This is a genomic window from Christiangramia portivictoriae DSM 23547 (assembly GCF_000423045.1).
GTDB classification, from domain to species: domain Bacteria; phylum Bacteroidota; class Bacteroidia; order Flavobacteriales; family Flavobacteriaceae; genus Christiangramia; species Christiangramia portivictoriae.
Genome location: NZ_AUHF01000001.1, coordinates 1,029,081 through 1,042,343, shown reverse-complemented (window position 1 = coordinate 1,042,343; position 13,263 = coordinate 1,029,081). Strand labels below are relative to the sequence as shown.

Here is a 13,263-nt window from a genome sequence, read left to right as displayed (position 1 = left end):
GATGAACTAAAAAATTCAGTTACCGTGTTTGCATCCACAACGTTAAATGCATACAGCCAAACATCTTGGCATCATCCGTTCTGGATTTATCCCAGTCAGATTTATGCCATTTTCTTAAAATCTTATCCTTTTTCAAATTTGAGAAAGGAAGGAGTTTTATTAAAAAGAAATATTTGGCTCTACCTAAAATGGCTCGGCGATCCTTTATTCTAAAATGTTTATTATAAGATTCGTAAGTATCACGGGAAAACGGCCACTCCCAATCCTTATCACTCTGAAAAGGTCTGTAAATTCCTCTCGCTATCTTTATGGGAAAGCTAGTTTTCAATGGATCATAGGAGATGATTTCTCCATTTTTTGTAAGCTTTTCTTTTAACCTTTCGATTAATTTTTCAGTGTTCCTGAAATGATGAAGCACTCCAAAGGCATAAATGAGATCAAAATTGGCGTCAGTAAATTCATCCGAAAAAAAATCTATTGTCAGTGCTTTTGTATTTTTTGATGGAAGCTGATCCAGTTTTCTTCGTAATCTCGAAATTCCCAATTCACTTAGATCAATAGCCACATATTCTTTTGCATTAGCAGCCAAATGCATGGATAAAGAATTGCCCGCGTAACAACCCAGATCGAGTACTTTCTTATTGGAAAGATCTCCAAACCAGGATAAATGCAAGCCTTTTATCTGTCTCTCCAATCCAAGATTTTTCCTCGCATCCTGAAGAGCTCCATTACGCAAGGCATACCAAAGTTTGGTAATACGATTTTTTTTCTTCGAATTATAAAACTCCTTCTGCCTTATATTGACTTCTTTTAAGTCTTCTGAATCTTTCACTTCTTCTTTAGGGCCTTTTTAAATTGATCTTATCCTAATCCAAAAACTTCAATTTTAGTAAAATTAAACATTCCAAGTTAGTGACGGTACTTATCAATAATATTAATCTCTGTATTTAGGCTGGCATTACTTATTATCTCATTATTCCCAAACGGCCACTGTAGAAGATCCTTTCTTTGTTGAGCTCTGTTTTTAATATAATTATACTGCCCTTCTCCTAAATGATTCGATTCAAAGTATTGATCAATATGCTTATCTAAATTTTTATTCTGATAAATCAAAGGCCAGTTTAAAGATTTAAAAAGTCGATATCTTTTTCTCGGGTTTTTACTTTTCACCAGGCGATTTATTAAGTAATGATCCATTTTAGACCTGATGCCCCATATGGGCATTTTAAAGAGACCTGGAAAATATTGTGGAACTAATGGTGCCTGACTTGTTGGGACAGTGTTTAAGCTTTTCAAATCTTTTAACCGGAATAATTTATTCAAGAATCTATTACCGAGCCTTAAATTTGGATGAATATTACTTGTCATTCTCAGCACTTGTATAGACATAGGGGGACAGTACGAATAAAAATCCCTATTACAAATTAAAATTTGGCTACCCATAGGAATTCTGGAATGGGTATACCACATAAATAATTCGTCATACAACTCAACATACGGGAGATGATGAGCTTTTATTCTGGAAAAAATTTCATTGAGGTCATGATGAAGGCCCTGAACTAAGTCCTCTCGCTCTGTTTCTACTTCAAATCTATTTACTCTATCTTTCGTATACCAGCGGTCATAATGGTGAGTAATGCTTTGCAACCATTGCTCATACTTCTCTTTTGTCGATTTTTCAAAATTATAATCACGCTTAAAAAAATGATATTTAAAAAAGTTCTGTTGTCTGAACGCTCTACTGGAAAAAGCTTTGATATTTCTACCGGCCAGTGCCTCAGTCATATCACCAAGTAAAATTGGCTCTCTATCCTCCAGTTTTATATTTTCCAGAATTTCCAGCCATGAGCAGACTAATACTGCCTCTGAATTTGAGTGGTATTTTTCCAGGATTTCTAAGGAAGGAAAATACAGATCTAAGTCTGAAAAATTTTTAAATTCAGAGCGAGTTTTTCTTGCCAGTCCCTTAGCCACTTTAGTCTCGTAGTAATCATTTGCTCCGTACGTTAAACATTTGACCTTGTGGTCATCGGGTATAGCTCCAAGTAACAACCTACTATCCAGCCCACCGCTTAACGCAAGGTTTATTTCTGCAAAATCAATTAGAGTATATTTCACCTCCTTTTTGAATGCTTCCCAATATTCGAAATGTAAATTATGATTCTGATCTGGTTCAGAAATACTTTGATAAAGCGAATTATCAAACTTTCGCTCAATTATTTTTTTCCCTTTACAAACAATATATTCTCCTGGTAATAATCTTTTGCAATTTCTCAAGATTGTTCTGGAGCCAAAGTTAGAGTATTCCGGTCCAATAGATCTCTGAACTATCCCGACATCATCAAGCTCACAGGTTGATACCAAAGCCATAAGAATAATGCTATTGGATACAAACAACTCCCCTTCCATAATTAAATAATATAAAGGATAAACACCTATTAAATCGTTACAAAATATTAATTCACGATTTTTATTATTAAAAATTACTGCAGAAAATGAACCTGTTATATTTGCCGGCAAAGGCCAGTCTTTGGATATTTCATAAGAACAATTACTATGGTGATTGTTGATATTTTCAGCCGGAAGATTTAAATCTCTAATATAGCCGTCAATAAAAAAGCTTATCCCGTTGGCCTCGAGTAATTCTTTGGGATCCTCAATCAAATAGTGAAAATCTCCTATTTCTCCTTTGTGCAATTTAAATGGAAAATTCCCTTCACTGAAATTTGTTAAACTTTTAGATGTCATCAAAAATTTCATATAAATGAATTTTCAAATTTGGAGCTTCTTCCTTTTTTTTCGGAATACTGCGGTTTTCTATAAGTCATTTTGAACCAAGCTGAAAAACGGCCCATTGCATCCTGAACAGCACCTTTTTCACGATCTACCAGTCCATTCTTTAACCGTATGCAAGCCAATATGAATACGATCGCGTTCCATTTGATGACTGATGTAATGTCAGGTTTGGGATATTTTATTTTCCAAACAATCCATCCGTTCTCAACCACCATTTTACCATACTTATAATAGTCTGGTCTGCCAGCTTCTTCATGAAGATGATAAACCTGCGCTGATGTATTAATATACAAACTCCCGATTCTTGAAGCACGAAGACAAAATTCCATATCTTCATATAAACCGTATCCAATAAAATATTCCGAAAAGCTGATACTATCAAACAGAGATTTTCTGTAAGCTGACACACCACCCATAAAATAATCAACTTTATGAATTTTATCATTTGGCGGATAAAATCCAATGGAAAATCCGTTTGAGAATTTCGGCATTATGCCCGGAGGTTTTGCACTAAGCAATCCTAATTTCTTTCTGAGTACATTTCTAGCGCCCAGACTTCTAACATAACCATCTCTGTAATATTTTTCGAACTTTTTCTCCGAATCCTTTTCGATTTTACTCCAAACCCCTTCATTTATTATCGCACCTCCGACTCCCATGGCATCTGGATTTGTATCAAAAGTATCTATTAAATTTTTGAAATATCCCTTTGTAACGATAATATCATCATCTAAAAAACAAATTATTTCGCTTTGTTTATGAGCATACTCAATCCCGATATTTCGTTGTTTAGTTAAACCTCGATTTTCATTATCAACCTGATGATAACTAATATTTTTGTAGGTACTGTTTAGTAAAGCCGTTTTAGTTTCATCACCTTCAGACCCGTCTATGATTAAAACCTCATCTGGATAATGCTCCTGGTTTTTTATGGATTTTAAAAGCCGAATCAAAGATTCTGCTCTGTTGTAGGTACAAATAATAAGACTATACTTCATCAGATAAGACTTTACTCTGCTGAATGATTTGATCGGCCCATTTTTCGCTAAGCTTCCATCTTTTTCTCATCGTTTTTAGGTAGGCAAATGGATTTTTAATGTTTTGACGCTGATAATACTTCACAAATAAAGCGACCTTGTATCCTCTGGCCATATATTCATCAAAATGGCATTTTACCAGGAGCATCATAGTTGGGGAAGGTTTGGGTTGCATTTTTTGATCCATCCAGGGTGACTTCTCCTGTTCCCGAAACCCGCCGCGTGGAGCCTTTAAATGCGTTATTTGAACATCCGGATGATAAATAATATCAATTCCTTTGTTTCTTAATTGCAGACCATAATCCGTATCTTCTCCAAATCCTCTCTCAAATTCCGGTCTATAGATACACTCTTTAGCTTCTTTGGCAGCTACTAATGAACTACCTGAAGCAAAAGCGCCCCATTGCTTTATCCTTTGAAATACCGTGTTACCTTCAGGCTGAAGGCAATTAAAATTCAAGGCTTTCACTTTTAATCTTTGTATTTCAATTACCGCAGACTCTAATAATGTTTCCGGCAACCGTAAATCGTCATCTGCAAAAAAAACCCATTTTGAAGTCACTTCATTTAAAGCTAGGTTACGCGCAAAACACGCACCCGTTCTCTTTATAAATTTATGAATTACTGAGAATGTCCATTTCTGGGAAATGATTTCATTCAATTCAGAAGATGCTTCTATATCTGGGTTCTGTTCGACAATGATAACATTTGTTGGTTTATAAGTTTGTTTTTCTAAATCTTTTAGAACCTGCTTGAGGTATGTTGCTCTGTTTAACGTGGGAATGATTACATCAACTGTATTCTCGCGGGAATTAATTTGCCGTTCCGCATCTTTATTCTCTAAATCAAACCTTAACTCTAAATTTTTGTTCCATAACTTTTTGCTGAAGAAAGCCAGAATAAAGGCTGAAATAGGAAAGCGCTTTTCGTACCTGATATAACAAAAAAATAAAACGAATAGCCACTCGGTTTTATAAAACTGGTAGGTAAACCGAAAAAGATCTTTTAATGTAGCATGTGGATTTAATTTTGTGAAATCCTGATATTTTTTGTTTAATAATCTTGGATCTGAGTAACAGAAAAGAGAGTTTTGCTGACCAATTTTTGCGATGGCGTTAATTAAAAAACCAAAATCCCTAAAGCCTTTAAACAATCCCTCAAATTTTAAGGCAACGTGCCCGTAAATTCCCCCAGCATTGGTACTCATTCTCCAGGTAGGATATTTCACCCTATAATCTGGTTTAACAAAAGGCAACTGATCAATATACCCTATGCAAGGCGAAAAGTATTGCTCTTTTAAAGGATAGGATGCCATAATATGTTTATGCTTAAAGATGCCCGGTAATTCTAAATAACTTAAGTTTTCATAAAACCTAATATCAACCCATACAATAAGATGATTAGAGTATTCTTTTGCCAAATGCCAGAATTCATCTGTAAGGTTAGCATATTTAAATGCTATTTCTTTTTTATCTAATATTGTCCTGTTGACTTTTATACCGTTTTCATGGACGATTATTAGCATTCTTCAGAGATTTAGGATCGTGAAATCAGGTTAAAAATATGCATCATTTTGTTGGCCGGATGTAAATAATTTTGATAATACTCCAAATTAGCGAATTGCATACCTTTTCTTAGCGGTTCATTTTCAAAAAGTCGTTTGGTTAATTGAAGACATTCTTCAGAAGAATGATAGGTCAAATAATGAACATTTTCCTCAAAATCTCCATGTAACTTAAATTTATCGATTGGTGAGGTAACTATTGCCATTGAATTAGCAATGTATTCACCAAATTTAGCCCCTATACTATCCTCCAGTCCCTGATTTGCTATTCCTATGGATGCATTCCTCAATTCTTCCAAATATACTTTTCGGTGATAGTGTTTTTCAGGAAGTAGAATATCAGGGCAAATTTTTTCGGAATAGTTATCTTTTAGAATTCCTCCTTTAAATGAATTTTCAAATTGCTCTGTAAATATGCGGTTTATAGCTATCCGTTCAGCGTTTAAAACTTTTCTCTCCTTTTTCTTCCAATTCTCTTTGTTATTATCGGGATTCCATAACCTGGCTCTAAATACAATTTTGTCATAGTGAGATGGCTCAGACTCAAGTTTAGATATTTCATTTACAGCAATACTATCCTTAATCTTTAAAAATTTAGATGCCCATGCCCAATATTTTATTGAATATTTAGCCAGGTCTTTGTTTTGCAGAAATAAATATTTCAAATAGCTATTTCTGAAGTATACAGGGTAATACAACCCATAAGGGATAAGCCTTTTCCGACTATTATAATCGGTTTTTAAAAGCATCCTCTTAACATAGAAATCAGATTCCTCGTAAATCTTATCATAGATCCGGCTATTATCAGCCATATCGAAGAAAAGCTTTAAACCATTATATTCAATTTTGAATATATCTATGGGATATTTGCCCAAATCCAGAGCATATTTTAATTCAATTTCATTTTTAGTACTGAGATATTCGAGTCCGGCTAAAAGCTGGCTAAAATGATGAAGAGTGGAATTAAAATATACTTTTACCTTAGGTAGTTTGGGCATAGAGCTAGTTTAAATCGAGATCAGTTTCCATTAAAAAATCCCATTTTGTAAGATTTTTTTTGATTTTTTTACCAATTACATTTTCAAAATCTTGGGCATTGATCCCATAACCTTTTGGTTTTTTAGCCTCAAGATCTGCAAATTTTAGTAAATGTCCTTTTTTGAGATCTTTATTTACCGCCAGTGATTTTTCAAAAATGTTCTTCAGTTCCTTATAATCTGAATTATCGCTTTTATCAATAGGATTTTCTAAGGCAATTTCAATGTTTCTAACTGCTTGCACCAGCTCTTTGATCTCATCCATTTCTAAAGAAGAAGTGGCATCCGGGCCGTTTGAATTACGATCGAGAACTGCATGGAACTCTATAATTTCCGCTCCAAGGGCTACGGCGGCTATACAAGTTCCAATATTTGCTGAATGATCAGAAAATCCAATAGGTACATCATACCTGTTCTTCAATTCGTTAATCACATTAAGTCCATATTGATCAGGTTGAGTGGGATAAGATGTTGTACATTGTAAAATAGAGAATTTCGCTTTCTGTTCTTTTAAAAAATCCACTGTACTATCCAGCTCTTCAAAAGAACTCATACCTGAAGATAAAATCAATGGCTTTCCGGTATTACAAATTTTTTTAAGTATTAAAAAGTTGCTCACTTCGCCAGAACCTAACTTATAACGTTTAACTTTCAACTGCTCTAATAAATCTACTGCGGCATTACTAAATGGGGAAGCCAGAAACTCCACTCCTACCTCATCACAATGCAATTTTAGCTCCTTCCACTTTTCAAGGGAGAATTCCATGCGCTTCCAATAGTCAAACCTGCTTTTATCTGGGCCAGGCATTTTAATTCGAAAGGGCTCAAATTCACTGCTTTCTGCTTCGGCAATATGAACCTGAAATTTTACCGCATCCACCCCAGTCTTTCCCAACTCTTCGATATACTTATGAGCAAGTTCAATTTTGCCTTCATGGGCCTGCGCTATTTCCGCTATAATAAACATACACTCAACATTTATTTTTTCTAAAATCGATGGAAAATTCAATATACCTGAGATCCTCACCAACTTTATAACTATATGGTTTATTCCTATAAAACGTGATAAGATGCAGTAAAATTAGATCGTTTACTTGTTTCAGGCTATAGTGCTTCGAAATATTTTTGCCTACAATTTGTTTAGCTGTAATTTTTAGACTCTTTGGTTGTGAATCTGAAATCCTGTATTTAACAATTTCATTATTAATTTGGGGTAAAATGCAATATAACAAATGGTCAACTACTTCTTTTCTATTACTTAATAATGAAAAATCGGCGTTTTCTAAAGTTTGAAATTCGCCTTTTTTTAAACAATTTCCCCAGTTTTCCAGATTTACTTTCTTTACCTGACTCTCTCTGGCATGATTATAATGCTGATTGTTCAACCTTACAATATCTTTCAACTGAAACTCTGGTGTTAATTTATCTGAAACTTTACTTCTATAGCTGCTATGCCACTGATGTAGCATTAAAACCTTATGATCATAAAAATCAACTTTATAACCGGCATTCCTAATCCTAACGTGCATATCACTATCTTCAGATCCCCAGAAATGGTAAAACTCATCAAAGCCATGTAACTCTTTTAAAATGGACACGGGAAACATGGTCAACCCCGTAGCTTCCGGAGTACTTTTCCTATAGTTTTTAAAATGCCTGAATTCCTTATTATCAAAAGATTCATTGGAACCCAGGAAACCAACCTGAAAGTATACTGTATGATCTTTTTTCTGAAGATGCCCAGCTTCTTCAATAAATTCCGGATGAAAAATCATATCTACATCAGCCACAAAACAAAATTCGCTTTCTAAATCCTGAACAACGTTGTTTATAGCCTTGCTCTTATTCCAGGGCTGCTTTTCTGTGTAACAATATCGGTAATTAAAGGAATAATTTTTGCACAGATCCTCAACCTGGCCAGCCAATTCGATTCGTGAACCATAATCCACAAAAAAAACCTGAAAGTTTCTATTGGTTTGTCGTTGTAAAGACTCAAAAGATCTTCGAAGCCTTTCAACATCTCTGTTGCGATATGGATAAATTATACTTAACAATTAAGACGTTTTACTTTTAACGAATTTCCTGATCTCAGATTTATATTTTTTCATCTTGTGCTTCAAATACGCCACTCTATATTTTGAGGACCAATCGTTTGATTGCTTTAAAAAAAGAACTAATTCTCTATTAAACTCATTATTATGCTGTGCTAAAATTTTACCGATGTATTTCGTTTTTTCCTGCTTATATATTTTAAGGTTAAATACATGCTTATACAATTCAAGTTTCCCGAGGATATCTAAAGTCAGAGCTGTTCTCAAACATTTATCACATCTGGTACAATTCACAAATCCGCCTGAATTTCTTGAATTAGTACAAACATCGAGATGATTGTAGGTAGACGAAAAATGAGAGATAAATTCTGTTCGTTCAATTCTGTTAAGGTTCGCTACAGATGAAAAAAAGGTAAGTGAATTAGTAGACAAAAACTGTATATTTAGCAAATCATAATCACCAGAATCTGTTTTATTTAAGCTGAATTGGTCAAAACGATGAGGTGAGGCATAATAATAAACCTTAAACAACTTTTGAAGGTTCAGAATACAGGACAAATTTCTGAAAGTGTGTGTACTTTGGAAATTCATTTGCAGCAATTCGCTAATATTAGAATCAATTGGAATAACCTCCACATTCACTGAATCTGCAAACTTCCGCACCTGTTTTAACTTACTGTAAAATAATTCTCTGGTATGCTGCCCACCGTGATCTCCAAGTGAACCTGCATTTACAAAAGTGAAATATTCAATTTTAAAGGGCGCAATTTCATCCAAGTGTGAGTAAAAGGTAGCAAAAGAATCAATACCACAGGAAAGGCCCATGCCTGCTTTTTTCCCTTCGTTCAGATCTAAATCACTTGTTTTTTGTGTAGTGATTTTTATATTTTTAAATTCAGGATTAGCTAGACAAAGGGCTGGTACCAGGTATTTTCGTACCGTATAAAATAATTTTGAGGAAATCGCCGTACTAACGGTAATGTCATGGCCTTCTTTAAGAGCCAGCGGCAGAATACCTATTAAAAAGGAATCGGCTAGTTTCTCTGAAATATATGATTCGAATTTTAGAGGAAATTCATACCAGAGACGCTCTGATCGATCAGGAAATAGTAGTTCTGCGGAAACGCGAATAACACTATTTTCTACATTAAGGATCGGCGGTTTAATGGTTATCATTTCAGTGCGCTAAATTATCCTTTATTTCCTCATATTTGGCCAGCACCTTCTCCCGAACAGATTTTCGATCCAAATTTGGTCTTGTATATTGATCATTATACTCTATGCCTAGCTTTAGCATGGATGGAGAATTTATCGCTTGCTGAATTAAATCTCCAATTTCAGCAGAATTTTCCGGATTAGTGATTAAAAGGCCATTTTTTCCATGAGTAATGATTTCTTCGGTTGCTCCTCCTGGATTCGACTGAATAGGGAAAACACTCATAACAACAGCTTCCAGCAGGGTATTTGGCATTCCGTCTGAGATGCTATTTCCAATATATAGCATTGAGCCGCCCATATATTTCAAAACTTCCTTGTTCGGAATTTTCTGAAAACATTTAAAATTATTCCATTTATCCAGTTTATGCTCTTTAACATATGCCAGAACTTTTTGATTAGCGCCAAAAATTACAATTTCATAATCTTCCAAGAGCGCTTTTAATTTCAAAATGGATTCTAAAATCTTATTACACCTACCTAAATGGCTTTCATACCCCTTGATCAAAATAATATTTCGTTCGGAAAAAGGGCGCCTGAATTTTGAATAATAATCCAGCTCATATCCTCCCCCGCCAGGGAACACCCCCATTTCGATACCTTTAAATCCTAAGTTACGAGCAACGCCCATGTCTCTGTTACAGTCTGTGAACAAGAAGTCAATTTCCGGTAAGGTTTGATGAATTTTATCCAGATCCTTTTTTCCGGTTTGCTGCCTGTAATAAAGATCATTACCCCAGGCAGAAAGTATCCATTTTATATCTGGATATTTTTTCATTACCTCTAAAATAGGAAAAGCAGCTGGTTGAAGCGCAAAGCTTTGTACCGCATCAGGTTCTATTTTAAGCAATTCCCTTTCAAAAACATCAGCTAATTCTCTTTCGCTGAAGGGCTTTAAAAATTTATAAAAAAATGGTAGCTTACTTTTAATAAGGTGCCGTCCAGGGTAATCGTATTTATACCTCCAACCCGTTATCTGATGGACAAAGTCAATTTTTTTAACCCTGGTATTCGAATCAAATACGTCAAACCAATAGACCACATGCCCGGCATTCTTCAATTGTCTGGTCCAGTTAAAGAAATGACTGGAAAACATGGAGACCATTAATATTTTCATAGGATAATTATAAGCTTTCTTCCACTCTTTCGTATTTCTTCAAGGCTTTTTGTCTTAAATATTCCCTGCCTAATCGAGGCTTGACCTGTTGTGTGTTATGCTCGATTCCTTGTTTTACCATTGATGGATTTTGAAGAGCTGCTCTTATATGATCTGCTATTTCCTGCGGATTGTAAGGATCCTTAATTAAAAATCCGTTTTTACCATGGTCAATAATTTCTGCTGTTGCTCCTCCAGGATCGCTCTGAATTGGGAAACACTCCATGACAATAGCTTCCAACAGTGTATTCGGGGTTCCGTCAGAAATGCTGTTACCCACATAGATCAAGGATCTGCCCATCAATTTCAGTACTTCGTCTCTCCCAATTTTTCCGTATACTTCCAGGTTTTCCATATTCTGAAACTCCGGGTTTTCCAGATATTCCTGTAATTTGCTAGTAGCTGCAAAAATCACGATTTCATAATTCCCAAGCTCATCTTCAAGTATACTAACAGCTTTCATAATATTGATTGCTCTGCCGAATTTATGTTCATATCCTTTTATCAAAATAACTTTTCTGGTTTCAAAATTCTGCAGGAACTGGTTGGAATATTCCAATTCATAACCCCCGCCTCCAGGGAAAGTTCCCAGGTAATTCCCCTTAAAACCGTATTTTTCAGCAAGAAGGAAATCCCGTGTACAATCTGCAAACATAAAGTCCAGTCTTTTGTACACTTTTTTAATATTTTCCAGTTTTTTAGGATCTCTCTGATAATAAAAAACATCGTTGCCCCAGGCGGAATATATCCATTTTATTTTTTGGTTTTGCTTCATTATTTCTAGAATAGGCACACATGCGGAATGCATCTCAAAACTTTGTACCACATCGGGTTGAAATTCCTGTAATTTCTTAATGAAAATTTTTAGAAAATCTCTGGAATTATATTTTTCAAGTAAACTGTCAAATTTTGGAATATTATTCTTTATCCAATATCTGCCTGGATATTCATATTTTCTTTTCCATTTTACGGTTTGTGATACGAAATCAATTCGCTGAACATATGTGTTGGCATCATTTACATCTATCCAGTGAATATCATAGCCCGCATTTTTAAGCTGAAGAATCCAGTTAAACATATGATTTGAAAAAACTGATATTAATAAGATTTTCATGTTTCCATTAAAATTTGTTCCATTGTTCTTTCCAGATAATCCTGTGAAAGATAATCTTCCAAATCTGGACGAGAAAGTTCAATGGCAGCGGGATTAGCCTTCCATTTAAAGTATAGCTCTTCTATAAGTCCCATAATTTTTTTCTCTTCATCTACCTCCGCCCAGTAAAAATAATCCTTACCAAGAAGCCTCCTACATTCACTATAATAAGGTCCGAGCAACAGTATAGGCTTGTTTGCTTTTACACAGTGCGGGAACTTACCGGGTAAAAATGGGCTTATTTCAGACTTAGCCTCGAGAATAACATTAACCGACGTTAATTCCTGGAGTCTTTGAGTTTCGGTAAAAGGAAGTGAAGCCTTACTCAAAAATAATTGAGGATTACTATCGCTGAGCTCCTTTAAATATAGTGTATAATGATTTTCCGGACCAATGAATAAAAGTTTACTTTCATCTTCAGCCTCCGGATGCTTTTTTAAAAATTTTAAAAATCCGCTCACCAGCGCTCTGGGGTCCCTTCCCCATAACAGATTACCGGCGTGTAGAATATTGAAATGATCTTTATTAAAAAAAGCAGGCAGTTTGTGTTCTTGCGGCTGCCTGGTAGATTTGTCAATCTGATGAGGAATTATTTTACCTTTTTTTAAATATCCTTCAAAATAACTTCCCATCCATTCCATTAAAAGTTTGCTCGGAAAAATAGTTATTACTGCGGCCTCCGACATCTTTTTCATGAATCTCCATTTCTTATAAAAACCGGGCTCAACCCAGGCATAAGGTCTGGGATACAAATGCATAGGGTAAGGATCGTGAATATAAGCGGCCCACTTATGATGCCATTCGGGCATTTTTAAAAGTGCATGATGTGGCCTAAAGCTGCCTCCCTTACTAAAGGTTAAAATAAGATCTGGTTCAAAATTATTGATATTTCTTAATCCCGCAACGATACTATTTCTATCATTAAACAGGGTAAAGGAGAAACCAAACATCTTTTCAAGAGGTTTATGCAGGGAAAGCTTAAGGTAGTACCTCGTATATCTTTCCATTCTACTAAGGAAAAATAAAATACTTCTTCTATTCTCCTTTATGGAATGACATTCAATACCTTCAAGCTGGATATTTTTCCTAGTATAATGGAATACTTTTAACTGATAGCCCGCTCTAGCCAGGTTTTTAATTAGGGCAACCCTTCCTTTTGTTCCGCTGCTATCTTCGATATCGATAGATTCAGCTACAATTAAAATTTTCTTTGAATTTCTGAAACTCAAATTTCAAGGATTTGGGCAGAGATGT

General features: G+C 35.0%; 11 protein-coding genes. All 11 read right to left on the bottom strand.

The features are described from left to right. Positions 1-19: 19 nt before the first annotated feature. Complete coding sequence (locus G529_RS0104940; RefSeq protein WP_026914488.1) at positions 20-832, bottom strand: class I SAM-dependent methyltransferase; 813 nt, start codon at positions 830-832, stop codon at positions 20-22. 77 nt (positions 833-909) lie between these two features. Beyond that, on the bottom strand, positions 910-2,760 hold the full coding sequence (locus G529_RS0104935) for an asparagine synthetase B family protein (RefSeq protein WP_026914487.1): 1,851 nt from the start codon (positions 2,758-2,760) through the stop codon (positions 910-912). Then, positions 2,757-3,794 (bottom strand): glycosyltransferase family 2 protein, encoded by a 1,038-nt coding sequence (locus tag G529_RS15505; RefSeq protein WP_051201344.1) that lies wholly within the window; start codon positions 3,792-3,794, stop codon positions 2,757-2,759. Before G529_RS15505 ends, G529_RS0104935 begins: the two co-directional genes overlap by 4 nt. Then, positions 3,784-5,358: a glycosyltransferase family 2 protein gene (locus tag G529_RS0104925; RefSeq protein WP_026914486.1), complete on the bottom strand. Its 1,575-nt coding sequence runs from the start codon at positions 5,356-5,358 to the stop codon at positions 3,784-3,786. Before G529_RS0104925 ends, G529_RS15505 begins: the two co-directional genes overlap by 11 nt. A gap of 11 nt (positions 5,359-5,369) precedes the next feature. Further along, positions 5,370-6,395, bottom strand: a complete 1,026-nt coding sequence (locus G529_RS0104920) for a hypothetical protein (RefSeq protein ID WP_026914485.1) — start codon at positions 6,393-6,395, stop codon at positions 5,370-5,372. A gap of 4 nt (positions 6,396-6,399) precedes the next feature. Further along, complete coding sequence (locus G529_RS0104915) at positions 6,400-7,401, bottom strand: N-acetylneuraminate synthase family protein (RefSeq protein WP_035695460.1); 1,002 nt, start codon at positions 7,399-7,401, stop codon at positions 6,400-6,402. 4 nt (positions 7,402-7,405) lie between these two features. Next, positions 7,406-8,488 (bottom strand): glycosyltransferase family 2 protein, encoded by a 1,083-nt coding sequence (locus tag G529_RS0104910; protein WP_026914483.1) that lies wholly within the window; start codon positions 8,486-8,488, stop codon positions 7,406-7,408. Further along, entirely contained in the window at positions 8,489-9,661 is a 1,173-nt protein-coding gene (locus tag G529_RS0104905) for a hypothetical protein (protein ID WP_026914482.1), read from the bottom strand. It lies immediately after the preceding gene. A gap of 1 nt (position 9,662) precedes the next feature. Then, complete coding sequence (locus G529_RS0104900) at positions 9,663-10,817, bottom strand: glycosyltransferase (RefSeq protein WP_026914481.1); 1,155 nt, start codon at positions 10,815-10,817, stop codon at positions 9,663-9,665. A gap of 7 nt (positions 10,818-10,824) precedes the next feature. Beyond that, positions 10,825-11,970, bottom strand: a complete 1,146-nt coding sequence (locus tag G529_RS0104895) for a glycosyltransferase family 4 protein (protein WP_026914480.1) — start codon at positions 11,968-11,970, stop codon at positions 10,825-10,827. After that, entirely contained in the window at positions 11,967-13,238 is a 1,272-nt protein-coding gene (locus tag G529_RS0104890; RefSeq protein ID WP_026914479.1) for a glycosyltransferase family protein, read from the bottom strand. Before G529_RS0104890 ends, G529_RS0104895 begins: the two co-directional genes overlap by 4 nt. Positions 13,239-13,263 lie beyond the last annotated feature (25 nt).

Coding starts and splice junctions, on each gene's coding strand:
- G529_RS0104935 (WP_026914487.1), bottom strand. CDS start 2,760: ATGAAATTTTTGATGACATCTAAAAGTTTAACAAATTTCAGTGAAGGG.
- G529_RS15505 (WP_051201344.1), bottom strand. CDS start 3,794: ATGAAGTATAGTCTTATTATTTGTACCTACAACAGAGCAGAATCTTTG.
- G529_RS0104925 (WP_026914486.1), bottom strand. CDS start 5,358: ATGCTAATAATCGTCCATGAAAACGGTATAAAAGTCAACAGGACAATA.
- G529_RS0104920 (WP_026914485.1), bottom strand. CDS start 6,395: ATGCCCAAACTACCTAAGGTAAAAGTATATTTTAATTCCACTCTTCAT.
- G529_RS0104915 (WP_035695460.1), bottom strand. CDS start 7,401: ATGTTTATTATAGCGGAAATAGCGCAGGCCCATGAAGGCAAAATTGAA.
- G529_RS0104905 (WP_026914482.1), bottom strand. CDS start 9,661: ATGATAACCATTAAACCGCCGATCCTTAATGTAGAAAATAGTGTTATT.
- G529_RS0104900 (WP_026914481.1), bottom strand. CDS start 10,817: ATGAAAATATTAATGGTCTCCATGTTTTCCAGTCATTTCTTTAACTGG.
- G529_RS0104895 (WP_026914480.1), bottom strand. CDS start 11,970: ATGAAAATCTTATTAATATCAGTTTTTTCAAATCATATGTTTAACTGG.